Annotated in this window: 22 protein-coding genes; 11 read left to right on the top strand and 11 right to left on the bottom strand. The window is 71.9% G+C overall.

The features are described 5' to 3' along the window. The first annotated feature begins 78 nt into the window (after window positions 1–78). From EV562_RS05420 to EV562_RS05400, 5 genes are all read left to right on the top strand, one after another. Window positions 79–354, top strand: a complete 276-nt coding sequence (locus tag EV562_RS05420) for an acyl carrier protein (protein ID WP_133885514.1) — start codon at window positions 79–81, stop codon at window positions 352–354. Next, entirely contained in the window at window positions 347–1,564 is a 1,218-nt protein-coding gene (locus EV562_RS05415; protein WP_133885513.1) for a beta-ketoacyl-[acyl-carrier-protein] synthase family protein, read from the top strand. Before EV562_RS05420 ends, EV562_RS05415 begins: the two co-directional genes overlap by 8 nt. Then, entirely contained in the window at window positions 1,561–2,676 is a 1,116-nt protein-coding gene (locus tag EV562_RS05410; protein WP_166661603.1) for a beta-ketoacyl synthase N-terminal-like domain-containing protein, read from the top strand. Before EV562_RS05415 ends, EV562_RS05410 begins: the two co-directional genes overlap by 4 nt. A gap of 127 nt (window positions 2,677–2,803) precedes the next feature. After that, a complete protein-coding gene (locus EV562_RS05405; protein ID WP_133885511.1) occupies window positions 2,804–3,223 on the top strand; it encodes a MaoC family dehydratase N-terminal domain-containing protein in 420 nt (139 codons plus the stop codon). Window positions 3,224–3,228: 5 nt separating this feature from the next. After that, window positions 3,229–3,633 (top strand): MaoC/PaaZ C-terminal domain-containing protein, encoded by a 405-nt coding sequence (locus tag EV562_RS05400; protein ID WP_133885510.1) that lies wholly within the window; start codon window positions 3,229–3,231, stop codon window positions 3,631–3,633. On the opposite strand, the gene EV562_RS05395 is transcribed toward EV562_RS05400, so the two are convergent. The 5 genes from EV562_RS05395 to EV562_RS05375 form a co-directional block, all read right to left on the bottom strand. Next, on the bottom strand, window positions 3,533–4,945 hold the full coding sequence (locus EV562_RS05395) for an MFS transporter (protein WP_133885509.1): 1,413 nt from the start codon (window positions 4,943–4,945) through the stop codon (window positions 3,533–3,535). The two genes, EV562_RS05400 and EV562_RS05395, sit on opposite strands and share 101 nt — an antisense overlap. Window positions 4,946–5,056: 111 nt before the next feature. Beyond that, window positions 5,057–5,500 carry an ester cyclase gene (locus tag EV562_RS05390; RefSeq protein WP_208298295.1) on the bottom strand — a complete coding sequence of 148 codons (444 nt, stop codon included), beginning with the start codon at window positions 5,498–5,500 and terminating at the stop codon, window positions 5,057–5,059. Between the two features lie 43 nt (window positions 5,501–5,543). Continuing rightward, entirely contained in the window at window positions 5,544–6,248 is a 705-nt protein-coding gene (fabG, locus tag EV562_RS05385; RefSeq protein WP_133885508.1) for a 3-oxoacyl-ACP reductase FabG, read from the bottom strand. Between the two features lie 59 nt (window positions 6,249–6,307). Further along, the gene (locus tag EV562_RS05380) at window positions 6,308–6,961 is read right to left on the bottom strand and encodes an HAD-IA family hydrolase (protein ID WP_243859976.1); all 654 of its coding nucleotides are present in this window, start codon (window positions 6,959–6,961) and stop codon (window positions 6,308–6,310) included. Further along, entirely contained in the window at window positions 6,958–7,944 is a 987-nt protein-coding gene (locus tag EV562_RS05375; RefSeq protein WP_133885507.1) for an AfsA-related hotdog domain-containing protein, read from the bottom strand. Before EV562_RS05375 ends, EV562_RS05380 begins: the two co-directional genes overlap by 4 nt. A gap of 134 nt (window positions 7,945–8,078) precedes the next feature. On the opposite strand from EV562_RS05375, the gene EV562_RS05370 reads away from it, so the two are divergent. Further along, window positions 8,079–8,720: a MerR family transcriptional regulator gene (locus tag EV562_RS05370; RefSeq protein ID WP_133885506.1), complete on the top strand. Its 642-nt coding sequence runs from the start codon at window positions 8,079–8,081 to the stop codon at window positions 8,718–8,720. 82 nt (window positions 8,721–8,802) lie between these two features. On the opposite strand, the gene EV562_RS05365 is transcribed toward EV562_RS05370, so the two are convergent. Then, on the bottom strand, window positions 8,803–9,498 hold the full coding sequence (locus tag EV562_RS05365) for a methyltransferase (protein WP_133885505.1): 696 nt from the start codon (window positions 9,496–9,498) through the stop codon (window positions 8,803–8,805). A gap of 226 nt (window positions 9,499–9,724) precedes the next feature. On the opposite strand from EV562_RS05365, the gene EV562_RS05360 reads away from it, so the two are divergent. From EV562_RS05360 to EV562_RS05345, 4 genes are all read left to right on the top strand, one after another. Continuing rightward, window positions 9,725–10,363, top strand: coding sequence for a VTT domain-containing protein (locus EV562_RS05360; protein WP_133885504.1), 639 nt, complete (start codon window positions 9,725–9,727; stop codon window positions 10,361–10,363). 112 nt (window positions 10,364–10,475) lie between these two features. Continuing rightward, entirely contained in the window at window positions 10,476–12,677 is a 2,202-nt protein-coding gene (locus EV562_RS05355) for an MMPL family transporter (RefSeq protein ID WP_133885503.1), read from the top strand. Continuing rightward, a complete protein-coding gene (locus EV562_RS05350; RefSeq protein WP_133885502.1) occupies window positions 12,674–13,567 on the top strand; it encodes a hypothetical protein in 894 nt (297 codons plus the stop codon). The genes EV562_RS05355 and EV562_RS05350 overlap by 4 nt, the downstream gene beginning before the upstream one ends. A gap of 143 nt (window positions 13,568–13,710) precedes the next feature. Continuing rightward, window positions 13,711–14,892 carry a lactonase family protein gene (locus tag EV562_RS05345; protein WP_133885501.1) on the top strand — a complete coding sequence of 394 codons (1,182 nt, stop codon included), beginning with the start codon at window positions 13,711–13,713 and terminating at the stop codon, window positions 14,890–14,892. Between the two features lie 558 nt (window positions 14,893–15,450). On the opposite strand, the gene EV562_RS05340 is transcribed toward EV562_RS05345, so the two are convergent. The 5 genes from EV562_RS05340 to EV562_RS05320 form a co-directional block, all read right to left on the bottom strand. Beyond that, the gene (locus EV562_RS05340) at window positions 15,451–16,272 is read right to left on the bottom strand and encodes an AfsR/SARP family transcriptional regulator (RefSeq protein ID WP_133885500.1); all 822 of its coding nucleotides are present in this window, start codon (window positions 16,270–16,272) and stop codon (window positions 15,451–15,453) included. A 23-nt stretch (window positions 16,273–16,295) separates the two neighbouring features. After that, on the bottom strand, window positions 16,296–17,147 hold the full coding sequence (locus tag EV562_RS05335; RefSeq protein WP_166661602.1) for a UbiA family prenyltransferase: 852 nt from the start codon (window positions 17,145–17,147) through the stop codon (window positions 16,296–16,298). A gap of 174 nt (window positions 17,148–17,321) precedes the next feature. After that, the gene (locus EV562_RS05330; RefSeq protein ID WP_133885498.1) at window positions 17,322–17,996 is read right to left on the bottom strand and encodes a response regulator transcription factor; all 675 of its coding nucleotides are present in this window, start codon (window positions 17,994–17,996) and stop codon (window positions 17,322–17,324) included. Continuing rightward, entirely contained in the window at window positions 17,959–19,008 is a 1,050-nt protein-coding gene (locus tag EV562_RS05325) for an ATP-binding protein (protein ID WP_166661601.1), read from the bottom strand. Before EV562_RS05325 ends, EV562_RS05330 begins: the two co-directional genes overlap by 38 nt. Before the next feature lie 334 nt (window positions 19,009–19,342). After that, the gene (locus EV562_RS05320) at window positions 19,343–19,981 is read right to left on the bottom strand and encodes a MerR family transcriptional regulator (RefSeq protein ID WP_133885496.1); all 639 of its coding nucleotides are present in this window, start codon (window positions 19,979–19,981) and stop codon (window positions 19,343–19,345) included. 338 nt (window positions 19,982–20,319) lie between these two features. Here EV562_RS05320 and EV562_RS05315 point away from each other — a divergent pair, with 338 nt between their 5' ends. Then, on the top strand, window positions 20,320–20,778 hold the full coding sequence (locus EV562_RS05315; RefSeq protein ID WP_133885495.1) for an SRPBCC domain-containing protein: 459 nt from the start codon (window positions 20,320–20,322) through the stop codon (window positions 20,776–20,778). Window positions 20,779–20,872: the final 94 nt, after the last annotated feature.

The following is a 20,872-nucleotide window of genomic DNA, read 5'->3' as shown; positions in this document are numbered from 1 at the left end:
GACACGCGTTTCACCAGGCGCTTCTACGGTCCAGTTCATCCGGCCGGTGGTGGCCGGCAGGCGAGGAGAGGAACGGAAATGACCGCGCAGACCGTCAAGGCCGAGCAGGACTTCCACGCGCAGGTGAGCCAGATCGTGATCGAGGAACTCGAGCTCGAGGACGGTGAACTGACCGACAACGGTCACTTCGTCGACGACTACGAGAGCGATTCCCTTTCGCTCATCACGGTCGTCTCCCGAATAGAGAAGGAACTCGGTGTGGTCATTCCCAAGACCGAGCTCGGCGACCTGGTGAATCTGCGTCTGCTGGTCACCGCCGTCGCCCGGCACAGCGGGGAGAACGCGAATGCCTGAAGGCCACCGCGTCGTCATCACCGGACTCGGTGCGGTGTCGCCCGTCGGCATCACGGCCGACGTCTTCGCCGACGCCGTACGCGCCGGCGCCGGTGGCATCGGGCCCATCGAGAGCTTCGACGCGAGCGGCTTCCCGCGGGCCAACGCCGGTGAGGTCGCGGACTTCGACCCGGCCGACCACCTCAAGCGGCTCGACCCGGCCCGCTGGGGCCGCAGCGGTCTGCTGGCCGCCGCGGCCGCCCGGCTCGCCGTCACCGACGCCGGCATCGACGAGGAGCAGCTGACGGCCGCCGGGGCCGGCGCGATCCTCGGCACCACCAGCGGCGAGTCCGCGGTGGTGCAGGCACTCGCCGAGCAGTGGGTGGCGGCCGGCCTGTCCGCCATCGACGGCGAGCTGGCCGGCCAGACCCCGGCCTCCCGGATCGCCCACGCGGTCAGCACCGAACTGCGTCTGTTCGGCGAGACGCAGACCATCCCGACGGCCTGCTCGGCGTCCAACTACGCCCTGGGCTACGCCTACGACCTGGTCCGCAGTGGCGAGGCCGGGGTGATGCTGGCGGGCGGCGCGGACGCCGTCAACCGGCTGACCCACGCCGGGTTCTACGCCCTGGGCGCGATGGCGGAGGACGTCCCGCGCCCGTTCGCCGCCGACCGCTCCGGCATCGTCACCGGCGAGGGCGGCGCCGTCCTCGTCCTGGAGACGTACGAAGGCGCGGTGGCCCGCGGCGCCCGGATCTACGCAGAGGTGCTCGGCTACGCGGCCAACTGCGACGCCGCCCACATGGTGCACCCCGACGCGACCAGCATCGCCGAGTGCATCAAGGCCGCACACCGGGCGGCCGGGGTCGAGCCGGCGCAGATCGACTACATCTGCGCGCACGGCACCGGCACACCGACGAACGACGCCACCGAGGTCGCCGCCGCCCGCGAGGTGTTCGGCGACCGGATCCCGCCGATCAGCTCCATCAAGTCGATGCTCGGACACACCATGGGCGCGGCCTCCGGCTTCGGCGCCATCGCCTGCTGCAAGGCGCTGGAGCAGGATTTCCTGCCGCCCACGGCCAACGTCGAGGAGCCCGATCCCGCGCTCGGCGAAGGCGTGGACTGCGTGCCCGGCACCGGCCGTCCGGCCCGTCTGGACATCGTGCAGAACCACGGTTTCGCGTTCGGCGGCAACAACGTGATCACCATTCTGGGGAGGGTCTCGTGACCACCGCGACGGCAGTGCAAGCGCGCCCCATCGCCCCGGTCGAGCCGCTGTACGTCACCGGGGCCGGGCTCGTCACGGCGGCCGGCGACGGACTCGGCGCCCTGGCGGAACTGCTGCGCGGTGGCCGCGAGCTGTCCGGCTCTCCGGTCGGGGACGACGCCGCGGACTACCCCGGGCGTCCGGTGCGCGCGGTGCGCGCGTTCGACGTGAAGGCGCGACTCGGCCGCAAGGGCACCAAGTATGTGGACCGGCTCACCTCGTTCGGCCTGGTGGCCTGCAAGGAACTCCTGGAGTCCCGGGCCGGCGCGCCGGGTGAGGCCGAGGCGGCCCGCACGGGCGTCGTCCTCGCCACCAACACCGGATCGGTGTCCACGCACAGCACCCTGCTGTACGACACACTGACCATGGACAAGCCGTACCTGGTCAACCCCGGTCGCTTTCCCAACACGGTGATGAACAGCACCTCGGGCCAGATCGCCATCCGCAACGGGCTGCGCGGTCTCAACGCCACGGTGGCCGGCGGACCGAGCGCCTCGCTGCTCGCCTTCCGGCACGCCCGGCTCGCCCTGACCCTGGGTCGTGCCGACCGGCTGCTGGTCGGCGGCGTGGAGGAGCTGAGCGCCCCGGCCGCGTGGGCGTGGCACCGCACCGGTGTGCTGCACGAGGGCGCGGCGCTCGGGGAGGGCGCCGCGGTCTTCACCGTCCAGCGGGAGCGGCCCGCCGCCCCCGCCCTGGCCGAACTCCTCGCCTGCGAGGTGCGGTTCACACCGGACCCGCGCAGGTACGCGGACGGGCTGGCCGACGCGGTGACGCGTGCGCTGGGCCGCAGCGGGGTCGCGCCGTCGGACGTCTCGGCGGTGTCCGTGGGCTCCTCCCACCACCGGGCCCTGGACCGGGTCGAGGAACGGGGCCTGCGCCGGGCGCTGGGCGGCACGCTGCCCCCCGGTGCGGTCCGGGTCGCCGACGCGCTCGGCGAGACGTACAGCGCGAGCGGCGCGTTGCAGCTCGCCGCGCTTCTGGCCGACTGGCCCGGACAGGGCCGCATCGGCCTGGTCACCTCGGTGGGCCGCGACGGCAACGCCGCGGCCCTGGTCGTACGCCGGCCGGAGTGACCCCGCCCCGCGACACGACGGCGCCCGTGGGTCCTGCCCGCGGGCGCCGTCACGTGGGCGCGAGCGAGCACGCCCCCTCACCCGCCACCGATGGGACAGCCCCGTGCCGCCCCAAGACAGGAGACCCGTGTCGCCGCTCAACACGTCCTACACAGGCCGCACCTACCCCCCGACGGCCCCCTACGAGGTCGGTGCCGAAACGCTCCGGGAGTTCGCCGAGGCCGTCGGCTCCGCCTCCCCCGGACGCGAGGCCACTCCCACCTTCCCCATCGTCCTGTCGATGCGCGCCGAGAAGCAGGTGATCGACGATCCGGACTTCGGCTTCGACTTCGACCGCGTGATCCACCGGGACCAGCGTTTCGAGTCCGCGCGCCCCGTCCGGGCCGGCGACCGGCTCACGGTCACCGTCGAGGTCGTCACCGCGGAGACCGTCGACGGCAACGACGTCGTCACCCTGCGCGGCCGCATCCGCGAGGCGGACGGCGGCGCCCTGGTCTGCACGACGACGTCGACGCTCGTGTCACGCAAGTCGGGCGGGGACCGGTGAAGGACATGAGAATGCCCACCCGGACCTTCCGCCTCACCCGCGAACGGCTCGTCGCCTACGCCGCCGCGTCGGGCGACCACAACCCGATCCACTGGTCCGAGACCCGCGCCGCGGCCGTCGGCCTGCCCGGCGTCATCGCGCACGGCATGCTCAGCATGGGCCTGGCCGCGACCGCCGTCACCCAGTGGGCGGAACAGGAACACGTGGGGGCACACGTCGTCGAGTACGCCACCCGTTTCACCCGCCCCGTCCTCGTTCCGGACACCGCCGACGGTGTAAAGCTCACCGTCGACGGTGTCGTCGGGGACGTCAGGGAAGACGGGACGGTGCGGGTCGATCTGACGGTGCGCTGCGCGGGACAGAAGGTGCTGGCCCGGACGCGGGCCGTGCTGGCTCCGGCGCGGGTCTGACCGCCAGACCCGCGAAGGTACCGAGCAGGACGACGGCGGCCCCCGTGAGCACCGCGCTCCGGAGGCCGCCGTGCACGTACACCGCGGTGAGCACGGCGATACCGAGCGCGCCACCGAACTCGCGCACGGTGTTGTTCACACCCGACGCCAGATTGTGCTCGTGCTCGGCGACGGACCCGATGACGGTCGCCGGATTCGCGGCGAACACGAGCCCCATGCCGACCCCGGCGAGCGCCATCGCGCCGACCATCGCACCGTACGGGAGCCCGGGCCTGCAGATCACCGCGAGCCATACCAGGGCTGCCCCCTGGCAGACGCAGCCGAGCGCCTGGAGCCGTCCGCCGCCCACCCGGCCCACCAGGGCGCTGGCCACCGGCACCACGAGCATCGGCGCCGCCGTCCACGGCAACGTGCGCAGCCCCGCCTCGAACGGCGTGTAGCCCATCGGCCCCTGCATGAACTGCGCCAGGAAGAAGATCGAGCCGAACACCCCGAAGTACATGGCGAGCGCGAGGGCGTTGCTCAGCATGAACGGGCGGATCCGGTAGAGATGGAGCGGTGCCAGCGGCGTCGGGGTACGGCGCTGCCACGCGCCGAAGGCCGCGAGCAGACCTGCCGACAGCACCACCCCGCCCAGCGACTCGACGAGGGCGTCCGCGCCGTCCGCGAACCGCACGATGCCATACACCGCAGCCACCACCGCGCCGGTCACCAGGGCGACGCCGGGCACGTCGAGCGGGCGTGGCGCGCCCTTGGACTCGGCGATCGCCCAGCGGGCCAGCGGCAGCGCGAGGGCGCCGATCGGCACATTGATCCAGAAGATCCAGTGCCAGTCCAGGCCCTGGGTGACCAGGCCGCCGGCCATCGGGCCGAGCGCGATGCCCAGGCCGTTGACGCCGCCCCACACGCCGACCGCGAGCGGCCTGCGCGCGGCGCTCACGGACGCCACGGCCAGGGTCAGCGACACCGGCAGGACGGCGGCCGCCCCCGCGCCCTGAAGGATGCGTGCCGCGACCAGGGCGCCCGCCGAGTCGGCGAGCGCGCACGCCGCGGACGCCGCCGTGAACAGGGCGACGCCCCACAGGAACACCCGCCGGCGGCCGATCCGGTCGCCGAGCGCGGCCCCCGCGAGCAGCAGGCCCGCGAAGGCGAGGACATAGCCGTTGACCACCCACTGCAGGCCCGTCTGACCGGTGTCGAGGTCTTCGGCGATGGCGGTCAGCGCGTTGGTGACGACGAGGTTGTCGACCGCGACCATGAACATGGGCACCGAGGTCGCGATCAGCGCCCACGCCGCCCCTTTCTGCTTCATCGCTTGTTGCCGTCCTTTCTCGGGTCCGTACGGAGAGGTCCGTGCGGACGACAGGCCGCCGGGCCCGTACGACGGGTCCGGCGGCCTGGGAGGTGGAGGTGATGTGCGTGGTTACGCCCGCGTGCCCGTGGGCGGCAGCTTCAGTTGGACGGCGCCGATCTGTGCCAGCAGGAACAGGTCCTGACGGCAGGCCCAGTGCTCGTGCACGAGGCCGTCGTCGCCCACCCGGTAGATGTGGATGTGCTCCACGTCGACCTTGTTGCCGGTGCCCTCGAAGCCGAGGAAGTCGCCGGTGTGGATGCCGGTGAAGCGGACCCGGATGACGGCCTTGTCGCCGTCCGCGAACGAGTCGATGTGGTCCCAGCTGGCCTCCGTGAACACGGAGTTCATCCAGCGGGCGGTGCCCAGGTAGCCGGCCGGGCCGCCCGGGGTGCCGGGCGGGGCCTCGTAGTCGACGAAGTCCTCGGCGACCAGCTGGTGGGCGATCTGCTCGTCGAGGTCGTTGAAGATCCGGCCCATCTGCTGGGCGATCTCCAGGACGGTGTCGTGGGACATGGAATTCCTTTCCTGAGGGGGGTACCGCGGAAGAGATGAGGGCTCAGTGGCCGACGCCGAGGCCGCCCGTCACCGGGATCACCCCGGCGGTGACGTACGAGGCCTCCTCGCTGACCAGGAACTTCACGGCGGCCGCCACCTCCTCGGGGCGTCCGGCGCGGAACAGGGAGGTCTGGCTCAGCACGTGCTTGCGACGCGCGTCGGTGACGTCCTTGACCATGTCCGTCTCGATCAGGCCGGGCGAGACGATGTTCACGGTGACGTTGCGGCGGCCGACCTCACGGGCCAGCGAGCGGCCGAAACCGATCAGTCCGGCTTTGGACGCCGCGTAGTTGGTCTGTCCGGGGGCGCCCGCCATGGCGCTCATCGACGACATCAGGACGATGCGTCCCCAGCGGGCCTTGAGCATGTCGGGGACGACCTCCTGGGCGACGGCCACCGCGGACAGCAGGTTCGTCTCGATGACGTCGCGGAAGTCGGCGTCGCCCATGCCGACGAGCAGCTGGTCGCGGGTGATCCCGGCATTGGAGACCAGGACCTGGATCGGGCCGTGCTGGATGCGGGCCTCGTCCACCGCGCGGCGCACGGAGACGGGGTCGGTGACGTCGCAGCGCACTCCGAAAAGGCCCTCCGGCGGTTCGCCGGTGCGGTAGGTGACGGCGACCTTGTCGCCCTGTTCGGCGAGGGCGCGGGCGGTGGCGAGGCCGATGCCCCGGTTGCCACCGGTGACGAGCACGGAACGGCTCACGGTCTGGCTCCTTGTGGGTTGCTGGGACGCGGGGTCGGTACGCGCCGGGTGCAGGGCGGTCAGCCCGCGAGCAGCTCGGCGAGCCGCCCGGTGGCGGCCGTGGTGTCGGTGAAGTGGATCGCCTGCCAGCCGGCCGCCTCGGCGCCCGCGCAGTTGTGCTCCAGGTCGTCGACGAGCACGCAGTCGGCGGGCGCGGCACCGGCCCGCTCGGCCGCGAGGGCGAACATGCCGGGTGACGGCTTGCGGTGCCCGACCTCGAACGAGAGCAGGACGTCGTCGAAGAGCGCGGCCGGGTCGACCATGCGCCGCCAGTGTGCGTCCCACGTGGGCACCATGTTGGACAGCAGGCCGACGAACGCTCCGCTCTCGCGCGCCTTGCGCAGCGCCGCCACCCAGGCGTGATTGGTCTCCCGCCCGTCGAACCAGGCGTCCGCGAGCGTCGTCAGGTGCACGCCGGTGACGCCGTGGTCGGCCGCGAGCACCTGGCTGACCTGGGCGAGCCACTCCTCCTCGGAGACCAGCGGGGTGTCGATCGGCTCCATGACGTCGCGGGTGCCGTAGCGGGCGGTGACCGTGCCGAGGGCGCGCCGCAGCACCTCCGGGTCCAGCCCCTGGCTCCGGCAGAAGGTGCCCATGGTGTGGGTGATCGGCGGGGTCAGCACGCCACCGAAGTCGCTCCACACGGCGAGCCGGCGACGGTCGTTCGCGCTCACAGTTCGCTCCCCGCTGTCATGGTGACGGATACGGACGCGATCTCCGCGCCGTCCTGGTGGAAGCGCACCGGCAGGGTGCGCCGCCCCTCGCCCGGCCCGATCCGCGGCGCCTCGGCGGTGACCAGGGCGTCGAGTTCGGCGAACCGGGTGAAGCGGGCCTCGAAGCCGGTCGGATACGTGGCGGTGGGTTCGCCGGTGGAGAGCAGGGCCAGTTGGCGCGCGGCCTCGACGAGTGTCATGGCGGGCAGATGGTCGTAGACGTGGTCGAACAGGGCCCGGTTGTCGAAGCGCGGGGTGACCTCGGCGGTGACCGTGCCGGGCGTGGCCCGGTGCCGGGACAGGACGACGTTCAACGGGTTGCCGCGGCCCACCGCGCCCGGCTCGGCTTCCCAGCCGCCGTCGGGCCCGTGGTCGCAGAACTCCGAGGTCAGCGGGGCCGGGGTGCCGCGCTGGGCGTGCCGCAGGACCTCGTTCTCGTGCTGGTTGAGGAAGAGGACGTCCATCTCGTGCTCGCCGATTCCGGTGCCGTCCAGCGTGTAGCGCTGGACGACGGTGCCCTTGCGGTAGCGCCCGCGCCGGGTCGGCCGCCCCACGTACTCGGTGTCGATGACGAGCCGACCGGGCTCGTCGCCCACCAACAGATTCTTGAGATCGCCCAGTTGGATGCGGAAGGTGTCGACGATCATCGTGGTGCCCCGGGACAGGCCGATGTGCGCGTGCGACCCGGCCATCGCGGCCTGGCGGCCCGACTCCAGAAGCAGCAGTGGGTCGTAGACGAGCGGGCGCTGCGCGTGGTCGTTGTAGTAGCCGTGCGTGAGGGGGAGCTGGACCGCGGCGCGTACCCGCTTCTCGGCCAGCGGACGGATGTCGGTGACGAAGACCTCGGAGACCGCGGCCCGGTGGACCAGGGAGCGGTCGACGGTGCGCCCGAAACTGAGTTCTGCGGGCGCCGTGGAAAAGTCCGGAGCCACGTCTGTGGTCATACCTGTTTCCTTCGGCAGGGGAACGGTCTTGCTCCGGCAGCGTCGCACCGTCCGGTGGAACTCGAATGGCAGCCGAATTCAACGCCGATAAAAGCGGCCGAGGGCGCGCCGGACCAAACGGGTATCCTCATGGAATGCGTATCGGAGAACTGGCGCGGCGGACCGGGGTTCCGGTGCCGACCATCAAGTACTACTCGCGCGAGGGCCTGCTGCCCCCGGGCGAGCGCACCAGTCCGAACCAGGTGGCGTACGACGACAGCCATGTGCGCCGGCTCAAGCTGATCCGCGCCATGCTGGAGGTCGGCGGCCTGTCCATCGCCGCGGCCCGCGAGGTGCTCGCCGAGGTCGACTCCCCGCACCGCACGGTGCACGGCGCGCTCGGCGTCGCCCAGTCCGCGGTCACCAGGCCGGCCTCGGAGCGCGGCGGCCCGGAGGACCGGGAGCGCGCCGAGGCCGAGGTCTTCGACCTGGTCCGGCGCCATGGCTGGGCGGCGAAACCGGAGAATCCCGGCTGGCAGGCGCTGGTGCAGATCATCGTGGCCTACCGGGACCTGAACCGCGGCGATCTGCTGGGCCTGCTCGACCGGTACGCGGCGGCAGCGGGGGAACTCGCCGTCGCCGAACTGGCCGCCCTCGCGAACGCGCCGTCCACGGACGGCAAGGTGGAGGACGTGGTCCTCAGCACGGTGCTCGGGGATGCGGCGATGTCGGCGCTGCGGCGTATCGCCCAGGAGGACGCGTCGGCCCGGCTTCCGGGAAGCCGCCGCTCGGCCTGACCCGCCCGTCGCCCCGGGGTGTCGGCGCGGCGACGGTTGCGGGTGCGTCACGGCCGCTCGCGCGCGTCGGCGGCCGCCCACGTCACAGCCCCGCGCCCTCGCGGGCCGCGGTTTCCCCGCCGCCCGGCGGGCTCGCGCAAGCCCCGAGGGCGAGCGCCTCGGCCGCCGGCACGGCGGGAGCCAGATGGTGGACGCGGGCGGGCGGCAGGTTCCCCAGGACGGTCTCCGTGCGGAACCGGTGCCGCGCCAGCACCCGCCCGATCACGGACTGCAGTGCGAGGACCCGCGCCCGGGCTCGCCCCGTGGCCAGCGCCCGCCGCAGCGGCGGCATCCCCGCGTAGGCGAAGTACGACATCGTCCCCCCGGGCCGCAGCGCGCCGACGAGCCGCCCCAGGATGTCCCCGACGGTGGCCGCGTCGAAGTTGGCGAACGGCAACCCGCACACGATCGTGTCGTACGACCCGAGGTCGGCGTCCTGGACGAGCCCGGTCAGCACCCGGACCCGCCGGTCCCCGGCATACGTCTGCGCTAGCAGCGCGGCGAACCGCGGGTTCGCCTCGACGAGGTCGAGCGTGTCCATCGGCCCCAGAGACTCCATCACATGCCGGGTCACCGCCCCCGTCCCCGGCCCGACCTCCAGGACGGCCCGCGCCGTGCCGGGGCTCGGGATGACATAGCGCGTCAGGGCCCTGGCCAGGCGCGGACTGCTGGGCGCGACGGCCCCGGTGGCCCGTCGGGTGCGGGTGAACTCGCGGAAGAACAGCGTCGCTTCGGTCATGACCCCACCTGAGTACGTCGGAAGTGGCAGTGCGGAACGCGGGTGATAGTGCCACTATCGATAGCGTAAGTTACTGTTGCACGGCAGGAGGCGCCCGGCACCCGTCACGGTGACGCTAACGGGACTCTGACCTGCGAACACGACTCACCAATGGCCCACGCGCATGTCTCCAAGGAGGTAGCGCCGGCCGGCTGGAACGGGCTAGCGAACGGGAAAGGAGGGGGCCGTGGGTATCGACTTCGGCTCGCTCGTGTCATGGCTGGACGTGACCTCCGGCCTGTCCTCCTCGCTCTCCGGAGCGGCCTGCTGGGCGTACGCGATCCTCGCCCTGACGACGCTCCCACCCCTGCTCCCCAACGCCGTACTCCTGGTCACGGGCGGCATGCTCGCCGCCCGCGGCGAGATGTCCCTGCTGCTCGTCCTGGCCTCGGTCGCGGGCAGCGCGGTCCTCGGCGACCTGCTCATCCACCGCTTCGGCCGGGCGGCGGGCGCCCGGGTGCGCGGCTCCGCCCGCGCCGGGGGCCGCAAGGGCGAGCTGTTCGACTGGGCGTCGCACCGCGTGCACCGAGGCGGCCTCGCCTTCGTCGTCGGCGTCCGCTTCCTGCCCAGCGGCCGGCTCCTCGCGGGGCTGACGGCGGGCGCGGCACGCTACCCGGCGAGCAAGTTCGCCCTGGGCGCGGTCCTCGCCGAGACGGTGTGGGCGGGCTACTCGGTGGGCGCCGGCTACTTCGGCGGGAAGGTGAGCGACGACCCGGTGTTCTCGATCGCGACCGGGGTCGGGCTCTCCGTGCTGGTGGGCGCCGTCGCCGCACTCCTGCAGCGCAGATCGGCAGCCGGGCGGACCCCTGTGTCGAAGGAGGCATAGCGCCTTCCCCGGAATGGGAATATCACGCGCCCGGAAATTCAGTGAGGCTGGTGGGCGAGGTTCCCGTATGTTCCGTCAATTCGTCGAAGAATGAAGAATTCAGGAGAGAGAAGTGTTTGCCGCAATCGGAAGATTTACCGCGCGGCGCCGTGCATGGGTTGTCGTCGCGGCAGTCGTCTTCACCCTCTTCGCCGGCGTCTGGGGCACCCGGGTCTTCGCTTCGTTCACCGGCGGCGCCGGCTTCGACGACCCGGCCAGTGAGTCCGTCCAGGCGGACAAGGTGCTGGAGGGCCCGCTCGGCCGGGAGTCCAACGACCTGATCGTGGTCTATGAGGCCGCACGGGGCAGCGACGCCACCGTCGACGACTTCGGCCCCGCCGTGCGCTCCGCCCTCGACGGCGTACCGCGCGCCGGCATCGAACGGCTCGACTCCTACTGGCACCCGGGCCGCCAGGACAAGGGCGCGTACGTCTCCGCGGACGGCACCAAGACGTACGCGACCGTGCAGTTCACCAGCGACGTGGACCAGGAGCAGGTCGAGGCGCTCGACAAGATCAAGGAGGACTTCGAAGCGCAGGGCACCGAAGTCCGCTACGGCGGCGTCGCCGCGATGACCGAGCAGGTCAACGCGCTGACCGGGTCGGACATCGCACGTGCCGAGATGCTCTCGGTGCCGATCCTGCTGATCCTCCTCGTGCTGATCTTCCGCAGTGCGATCGCGGCCCTCCTGCCGCTGGCCGTCGGATCGTTCGTGGCGCTCGGCTCGTTCGTGGTGCTCCGCGTCCTGACGATGTTCACGGACGTCTCCAGCACCGTCATCAACGTCATCACGATCCTCGGCCTCGGACTCGCCATCGACTACGCGCTGTTCATGGTGAACCGGTTCCGCGAGGAACTGCACGCGGGCGCCGACGTCGACACGGCGGTGCAGCGTGCCACCGCCACGGCGGGCCGCACCGTCGCCTTCTCCGGCATCGCTGTGGCGATCTCCTTCGCCGGGCTCCTCTTCTTCCCTTCCCGCTTCCTGTCCTCCATGGGGTACGCGGCCGTGGCCGTCGTCGCCTTCGCGGTCGTCGGCGCCCTCACCCTGCTGCCCGCGCTGCTGCGCTACACCGGCCACAGCATCGACAAGTGGCGTATCCCGCTGCCCGGTTCGGGCCGGCGCACCCCCCGGCCCGAAACGCGGGGCCGCTGGTACCGCACCGCCCATGCCGTGATGCGCAGGCCGTTGATCTCCACCCTCGCGATCGTCGCCGTCCTGGTCGGCCTCGGCGCGCCGCTGCTCGGTGTGAACTGGGCCCGCCCCGGCGAGTGGGTACTGCCCTCGGACGCCGACGCGAAGGTCGTCAGCAAGGAGCTCTCCACCGATTTCGAGGTCGACCCCGGCCGGATCATGACCTCGGTCGTCCGCTTCGACGGCCCCGCGCGGCCCTCCCAGGTCGCCTCCTACGCCGAAGAGCTGGCGAAGATCGACGGAGTGGCGTCGGCGACCCCGACGAACGTCGCGGGCAAGGACGCCCGGGTCACCCTGCACTACACGCCGGACCCGATGTCCGACGCCGCCCGCGCCCTGGTCGGCGACGTGCGCGCGGTCGACCCGCCCGGCGGCGCCGAGACCCTGGTCACCGGCATGCCCGCCTCCCGCGTCGACATCGTCGACATGATCGGTGAACGCCTGCCGTGGATGGCGCTGTTCGTCGCGGTGGTCTCCTTCCTGGTCCTGTTCCTGGCGTTCGGCTCCCTGCTGCTGCCGCTCAAGTCGGTCATCCTGAACCTGCTCTCGCTCCTCGCCGCCTTCGGCGCGATCAAGTGGATCTTCCAGGACGGCCACCTGTCCGGCCTGCTGGGCTTCGAGCCGATCGGCGCGGTGGACGTCAACTTCCCCGTCCTGGTCGTCGCGATCGCCTTCGGACTCGCCATGGACTACGAGGTGTTCCTGCTGTCGCGGGTGCGTGAGGAGTTCGACGTCAGCGGTGACGTCGTGGAGTCCGTGGCGCTGGGCGTGCAGCGCACCGCGAAGATCATCACCAGTGCCGCGCTGCTCCTGGTCGTGGTCGTGGGCGGCTTCATGGCCTCTTCCATCCTCTTCATGAAGATGATCGGCGTCGGTCTGGTCATCGCGGTCCTGGTCGACGCGACCATCGTGCGCGGGCTGCTGGTGCCGGCCACGATGGCGCTGCTCGGCAAGTGGGCTTGGTGGGCACCGGAACCGCTGGCCCGCTGGTGGGCGAAGTACGGCCTGCGCGAGGGCTCCGACGCCCCGCCGCCGGACCCCGCACCGGCCCCGTCCCGCCACGCCGGGGCCACCCGGTGACCACCCCCGAGACCGCACCGCGCTCCGCGCCCGCCGATCCCCCGTCGGCGGTGTCCCGGGGCGCGGTGCCCCCTTCCTCGCACCGACCCGCCGAGCGACGGCCGCGGACACCGCCCGGGAGGCCGGACGCCGCGCACGGTCCCGCCGGGCAGGGTGCCGCCCCCGTCGTCGCGGCCGGCGCCACCGCCGTGCTCGCCGCGCTCTTCGGCGACTGGGGCGGCTGGTCCGCCCCGCTGGGCAGCGGGCTCCCCGGGTTTCCGCTCGCGTGGGGCGTGACCGCCGGACCGCCGCTGCTGCTCGTCACGCTCGCCGGGGTGTACGTCGCGTGGGCGGGTGCCCCTTCCTTCGCCCGGACCTGGGCCCATACGGCGGCGGGCCTCGCCTCGGCCACCGGCCTGCTCGCTCTGCTCCGGCCGCCGTACGGGCCGGACGGCGCCTGGTCCGCGCTGGCCGAGGCGTCGCACGCCGGCCTCTTCGGCGTGCTGGCCGGCTGGCTCCCCGCGCTCGCCGCCTACGCGGTCCACCGGCGCCGGGCCCGGGACGCCCGGGAAGGTACGCAACTCGCCCCCTACGTGTGGCTGACGGCGCTGGCCGCCGTAGGCCCGCTGGCCGTGCTCGCCGCGGGCGCCGCCTGGGCGGGGGACGGCGTGCCCGCCGTGTGCACGGCGGCGCAGTGCGTCTCCGCGCACGCGGGGCTCGTCTTCACGGGGGAGATCACCTTGCGGCTGGCTCTTCCGGCCTGGGCCGCCGCGATCGCGGCCCTGGCCGCGGCACGCCGCTCGGACCGGGTCCGGGGACTGCGCACTCTCTGGCAGATCCTCCTCGGAGCCGGAGCGGCGGGACTGGCGGTGCTGTTCGCGCCGGGGCTGGTGTTCGGGGCCTCGGTGTGACGGTGCCGGGATCCCGTCCGCAGGTCCGGTGAGAGCCGGCCGCGGCTCCCCGCGCCCCGAGTGACGCGGGGCTCCGTCGCGGGGCGCGCCCGGAACCGCGGCCCGCACCCGTTCACGAAGCCCAGAAGACCACGGGAGCCCACATGCACCCCACTCGCCGCGACCTCCTCGTTCTCGCCGCCGCAGGCACCGTCTCCGCCGCAGGCTGGACCGCCGCCCGAGCCGTGACCGGGAACGCCCCCCGCCCGCATGCACGCCTCGCGTACATCGGCGGGTTCACCGAGGGTGAGTACGGCCTCCCGGGCCTGCCGGGCATCGGCGTGGCCCGGGTGGGCACGACCGGCGAGCTGCACATCACCGGCTGGCGCCGCGGCATCGAGAACCCCTCGTACCTCACGCTGTCCCCGGACGGAGCCCGCCTCTACGCCGTCAGCCAGCGCCCGGACGGTGCCACGGGCGCACTGCACGCCTACCGCGTCGAAGGCGAGGACCTGGTCCCGCTGGGCCGGCCCCGCTCCAGCCACGGCGCCGCCCCGGTCCACCTCGCCGTCTCCCCGGACGGCCGTTTCCTGCTGACCGTGAACTACGACTCGGGCCACGTCACGGTGGTGCCGATCGCCCCCGACGGCTCCCTGGAGGACGCCGTCCAGGTCGTTGCGCACCGTGGCCACGGCCCGCACCCCGACGAACAGCGCGGCCCGCACCCGCACATGGTCGCCTTCGACACCGCGGGCCGCCGCGTCCTCGTACCGGACAAGGGCAACGACCGCATCTACGTCTACGACTTCGACAGACGCACCGGCCGCCTGACCGAGTCCGGCCGCGCCGCCCTGCCGCCCCGGACCGGCCCGCGACACCTCGTCTTCCATCCCGGCGGCCGGCTCGCCTACGTCACCAACGAGCTCGGCCACACCGTCACCACTTGGACGTACGACCCGGACAGCGGGGATCTCGCCGCGGTCGCGCACGCCTCCGTCGCTCCGGCCGGTCTCAACCCGCGCAACGCCCCCTCCGCCGTACACCTCACCAAGGACGGCAGGTTCCTGGTGACGGCCGACCGGGGCATGGACACGGTCGAGTCGTTCCGCACCGCCGACGCGGGCCGCCGGCTGCGCCTCGTGCAGTCCCAACCCGTCACCGCTAAGGCACCGGGCACCCGCTGGCCTCGCGACGTGGCGCTCGACGCGTCCGACCGCTACGTCTACACCGCCAACCAGGCGGGCCAGTCGGTGAGCGCCTTCCGCCTCGACCCGGAGACCGGCCGCCTGGCCCCGGCCGCCGCACCGCTCTCGGTCCCCAGCCCCAGCTGCGTCATCCTCCGCTAGAAGGCGCGTTCGGAACACGCCGGTCCCGGGCAAGGCGCTTCGAAGACGCCCCGAACCGGGGCGACCGGGGTCCCTGGGGACCACTTCCCGCGCCCTTCGGGCACGGCCGGACGAAGAGCGGCTGAGCGCTTCCTCCGGTCTGCCGGTGGGCAGGTCCGGCCGCACCCGTCACTGGCGAGTACGGCGGCGCGTGGCGGGCCCGGTCCAGCCCGAATTCGCCGCGGGTCGACCCGCCCGGGGACAGCACGACAACCACGACTCGTCCGGCACCAGCCGCTCGACGGGGACTGTCCTGCCAGGTCAACGACCGGTCACCGGGAAAGAAGCGACGTCCCGGCCCTGCTTGGAACGCACCACACGGGGCGGCCTCCCCCTGCGGGAAACCACACCGGAGGGGGCGGCCTCCCGCCCCTGCGGGAAACCGCCCCCTCGTACTGCCGTCATCTCCTCGCGGGCGTTACTCCCCGCACCGGACGCCGCGCACGAACCGCCGGTGTCCGGACCTGCGACCCCGGCCCCGGACCCCGGGACCGGTGGAGGCCGTCACGGCTGCCGTGTTCACGCCGCGGGGCCGCCCGCCAGGATGTCGTGCTGGAGCCGCCGCAGATCCGCGGAGGGCTCCAGGCCCAACTCCTCGGCGAGCACGGCCCGCACGTCGTAGAAGGCGCGCAACGCGTCCCCTCGTCTACCGCAGCGGTGCAGGGCGTCGATGAGACGCGCGTGCAGCCACTCGTTGAGCGGGTCGACGGCGACCAGACTGCGCAGCTCCGGCACCAGTTCGCGGTGCAGCCCGAGCCCCATGGCGGCCTCGATCCGCAGCTCCTGGGCGCGTACCCGCAGTTCCTCGATCCGCGCGGCGTGCCCGGCCAGCACTCGGCCCTGCGCCACGTCGGCGAGCGTACGCCCGCGCCACAGGCCGAGCGCCGCGTCGAGGCGCTCCAGGGCCCGCTCGCGGTGTCCCGCGCGCAGCTCCGCGCGCCCCTGACCGTAGAGCCGGGTGAAGTTCTCCAGGTCGAGCATGCCCGGGGCCGTGCGCAGCGAGTAGCCGGTGGCCTCGGTGGCGATGACCCCGCGGGCGATGTCGGGGCCGAGCGCCCGGTCCAGCTCCTGGCGCAGGTGGTAGACGTGCGTGCGCACGGTGGAGACGGCGGTGGGCGGTGGCGCGGTGTCCCACAGCTCCTCGACGAGCGTGTCCACCTCGACGATGTCGTGTGCGCGCACGGCGAGCAGAGCGAGGAGCTTGCCGACCTTGGGACCGCGCGGGCGGTGCGTCAGGCCGCCCGTGCCGACGGCCTCCAGCGGGCCGAGTATGCGCAGCGCCAGCGCGGGCCGTGCGCGTTCGCGGTCGGCCGTTCGGAGCGTTGCCCGGGTGAAGTGCATGGTGATGATCCCCCGTCTCCACGTCAGATGATCAACTGGGCGAGCAAGGCGAGATGTGCCGTGTACTGCGTGACCATGAAGATCCGGTACGGCAGCCTGCGCCGGCCGCGGGAGGCGTCCCGGCGAGCCGTGAGTGCCGCGGCGGACAGCGCGAACGCGCCGCACAGCACCGTCACCGCGGGGGCGAACAGGCCGGACGCGGACAGCAGCGCGGCGGTGACGGCGAGCGAGACGCCGATGGCCAGCGAGCAGACGGTCACGAGCAGGGCGGTACGGAAGCTGCCCCATTGCAGCGTCCAGTTGCGGCGGCCGTGCCGCGCGTCGCCCTCGGTGTCGGACGAGTCCTTGGTGACGGCGCCGACCAGGGCCATCCACAGGCACATCGCGAGGGCGAAGGCGACGAAAGCGGGCGGGAAGTGCCCCGCGCCGCTGGTGGCACCGGCGAGATAGGTGAGGATTCCGCTGCCGAGCACCGCGAACATGGCGCCGGGCGTCGTCCGCTTCAGTGCGAACGCGGGGGCGGAGTAGCCGTACCCGAGTGCCAGCATGCACAGGGTCAGCGTGCACATCACCGGGCCGAGCAGGGCACCGCCGGTCACCGCGAGGATCACCAGGAGCAGGCATGCCCGTCGTGCGGTCCGCACGGGCAGAGCGCCGCGGGCGATCGGCCGGGTCGAGCCGTTGGCCCGGTCCTCACCGATGTCGCTGACGCCGTTGTACAGATAGGCGAAGACGATGCAGCACAGCCAGACGGCCGCCCCGGGAACAAGGGTGCCGGTCAGCGCCTGGTGCGAGGTGGCACCGGCTGTTCCGGCCGCCGTGAAGCGGAGCAGGAAGATGACTTGTACCGCGTAGCGGGATTCCTGCGCACACAAGGCGATCCGACGGAGCAAGCTATTCCGAGAAGGAGGGCCGGTCCGGTGCGAGGACGTCTCGATTCTTGCAGGCGTCACTATGGACATGCAAATGAATCTAATCCGTGCCGGGCATCCAGGAAACGCCCCCATGGTGCAGGGCGCCTACCACCTAAGATGTATGCACCCGGTACCTCATCCTCTGGGACGCCGGATTAAGTGCGCGTCAACTGCTTTATTTACCGCGTCAATTCGGGAGACCGCCCCGAGCTTCTCGAAGATGTTGCGCAGGTGTCGCTTCACGGTGCCTTCGGTAATGCCCAGTCTGCCGGCGATCTGGCGGTTGCTCAGCGCCGCCGCTGCCTGAGCGAGGACTTCCCGTTCGCGCGGGGAGAGCGTCTGCTGCGGTTCCCTGAATCCGGATTCTCCCATTCCGCTGAGCGGCACGGCAATGGTCATGTGCGGGTCGTTCGTCACTGTATTCCGGATCGCGCTCAGCAACGATTCCCGCGGTACGCTCTTGTGCAGATATCCGCGGGCACCGCGCGCGATCAGCTCCTGCACCACCTGCGCGTCGTTGTACATCGTCAGGATCAGGACGTTCAGCCGTGGAAAGCGCCGGGTCAAGTCGGTGACGACGGTGGGCGCATGGTGCTCCGGCATCTCCACGTCGAGCAGGACGACATCGGCGCGGGTGTACTCCACCAGGTCACCCAAGCCCTTGGACGTGTCCGTGTCGGCCACGACACGCAGGTCCTCCTCCGCGTTCAACAGCTCGCACAGGGCGCCGCGCAGCAGCGAGTGGTCGTCGACGGCGACGATGCGGATCGGCTCAGGCGCGGGCGGCCGTGCCGCGTCCGTGCTCTCCATGGTTCTCCTTGTCCTGCTCGTCGTCGCGGCCGTCCAGCCGGCCGACCGGCACGGACAGCACGATGGCAGTGCCTTTGCCCGGTTCGCTGTCGATGGTGACCCGGCCGCCGAGCAGGCTCGTCCGCTCGGTCAGCGACATGAGGCCGTTGCCCGTCCGCAGCCGCGGGGAGAAGCCGACCCCGTCGTCTCGCACCGTGGCCCGCGCCTGCGCGCCGTCGACGTGCACCTCGATGGTGACGCGCGTCGCGGAGGCGTGCGTGATCGCGTTGCGCAGGCACTCGCGGAGCATCAGGAAGAGGTCGTCGCCGAGCGACCGCGGCAGCAGGTCGTGCGGGTCGGTGACCCGGATCTCCACCAGGGGTTCGTCGAGCGCCATCGCCGAGATGAACGCCCTAAGGGCCATCTGCAGCGACCGCGTGGTGTTGGTCCGTGTGCGCAGCTCGGTAACGATGTCACGCGTCGTGTAGAGCGTCTCCAGAATGGCCTGTTTCAGGCTGCCGAGGCGAGGGTCCGCGGTCGGCGTGGGGCCCTGGGTCAGCTCGTAGAGTTCCAGTTGCCGCAGAGCCAGCGAGGCGATGGAACCGATCCGGTCGTGGATCTCGCGAGCCATGCCGTGCCGGCCCTGCTGCTCCGCGTCGCACACCACGTCCAGCAGAAACAGGTCGAAGCCGCCCGCGCCCTCCTCCAGCCGCCGGGTGATCGCGGTCTGCAGACTGATCAGGGCGCTCATCAACTGGTGGGCGGCCCCGGGATGGCGTACGGCGGCATCGCCGAGCGCCTCCATGACGACCTGGAACAGCAGGGCCCCGGCCCGCACCGAGTACACGGGTGCGATGCCCTGGGAGATGCGTGCGCCGCCCAGACGCCGGGTCTTCTGCAGCAGCTGACGGCTGAGCTGGGGCTGTGCGCCACGGCGGAGCGCGTGGACGCATTCCTCGATGACGTGCCGGGCCTGCTGCCGACAGGTCGTCCACGCCTCCTGGTCGATTCCCAGCGGGTTGCGCTGGCTCACGAGCAGGCGTCGGTATGTGTCGAGGAGTTCCGATTCCAGATCGTTCAATTCGGCGGCGAGCGCCGCGCCTCCAGGATCAAGAATGCCGCCCAGCGAGTCCGTTGGCGGTGTGGTGTCCATTGCCTATCAGCCCCCGTCGATGCTCGTCACCACGCCGCCCGCCCGACGACGTTGTGGAGAGGGAGGGGGTCCGAAGATCGGATTGAGCATGCCTTGAGCGCCAGGGGGTGTCAAGGCGCGACATGTCATACCAACCGGTAGTTGATTAACGATCAACTACCGGTTGTTCGGGTGAGACGCGGGGGAACGTGTGCTGCGTCACTCTCGAAGTGATTCATTCGCCCGAAAATTCAAGGGAAGAGCTCCCGGGATTTTCGGCCAAACATGAGAAATGTTCATGGAGCAGTCGGCGCAGTGAGGCCAGCGCGATATCGCCGAGCACCGTGCCGGAGACCATGCTGGTCGCGGCCGTCTCGGGATCGCCCTTTCGCCGGAGCAGCTCCATCTCCACCGTCACGATCCTTTCCAGGGCGTCTGCGTACGTGCCGAGCAGCTCGACGAGGTCTCCCTGGCGCAGCCACTCGCAGGTCACGAGCACCTGGGTCAGCGTCTGCCAGGCGGGGTTGTCCGCCCCGACCCGCCACTGCCGCTTCGCGGCGAACTCCCCGGCGCGCTTGCGGGCCCGTTCCCACTCCTGGTCCCGCGCGGTGGACCCGCACGACGGCAGGGCGTACTGCACGGCTCCGAGGAGCTCGGCGAGGCTGGGACGCGAGGTGTCGATGCGACTCAGGATCTGCCGGATCGCCGTGTACGAGAGGCCGCCGACATCGAGCAGCGTCCGTACGAGAGCGACCCGACGCACATGCTGCTCGCCGTACTCCGGGAGGTTCGGAAGCAATTCCATCCGCACGTAGAAGTGCAGCGTCCGGGTGGGAATCCCGACCCGCCCGCTCAGCTCGGAGAGATCCTGCACGTCTCACGCACCTCCGGGGCGCTCCTGCGAAACAGCCGGGTTCGGGGCACCACAGGGGAGAGGGCCGACCACGGGATGGGGAATACGGGAACCTTAGGCAGCACGGCAGGTGCCCACAAGGCGAAAGGGGAACTGGGGGCCGCCAGTGTTTCCAAGGAGGTAGACCCGTGCCCGCACGGGAAATCCCGCCGCCGGGCCCACCGGACCGGGACATGCTCCCCTCCCGGGAGGCGTTCGATGAGTTTCCGCGCCGCCGGCCGTCTACAGATGCGAGAGCCTCACCCGCATCCGGCCGGGCGGGGCGTCGTCACCCGAGCCGACCGAGGAGACCCGACGCCATGAGCACCGAGCAGACGCCCACCGCGGCGGACAACGGCTTCTCCTACACCCTGACCCGCACCCTGGACGCCCCCGCCTCCCGGGTCTGGCAGGCGTGGACCACCCCCGACCAGTACACCCGGTGGGCCTACGCCGTCCCCGGCACCGTGGAGATGGACGCCCGCCCCGGCGGCACCTGGAAGGCCACGGTGCGCACCCCGGAGGGCGCGGAGTTCCCGCTGACCGGCTCCTACCTCGAGGTCGCCGAACCGCACCACCTGGCCATCGGCATGGACGTCCCCGGCCGCCCGGCCCCGGCCACGATGACCGTCGACCTCACGGAACAGGGCCCCCGCACCACCGTGATCACCGTCCACCAGACCTGCGACACCGCGGAGGAACGCGACGGGGCGGAACAGGGGAGCGGGATGCTGCTGGACGGGTTGGAGGGGTTCCTGGGGAGTGGGGCGGAGGTTTGAGATGATCTCGCCCTCCCCTACCGCAACGCTGAGGCCTGGCAGGCCGATCACCCCGCTTTGGTGTCAGTGACTCCTGCTAAAACTGCCCCTACAT

Origin of the sequence: Streptomyces sp. BK208, from assembly GCF_004364245.1 — a bacterium.
GTDB lineage: Bacteria > Actinomycetota > Actinomycetes > Streptomycetales > Streptomycetaceae > Streptomyces.
The sequence above is the reverse complement of the archived record's forward strand: the minus strand, read 5'-3'. Positions and strand labels throughout refer to the sequence as shown.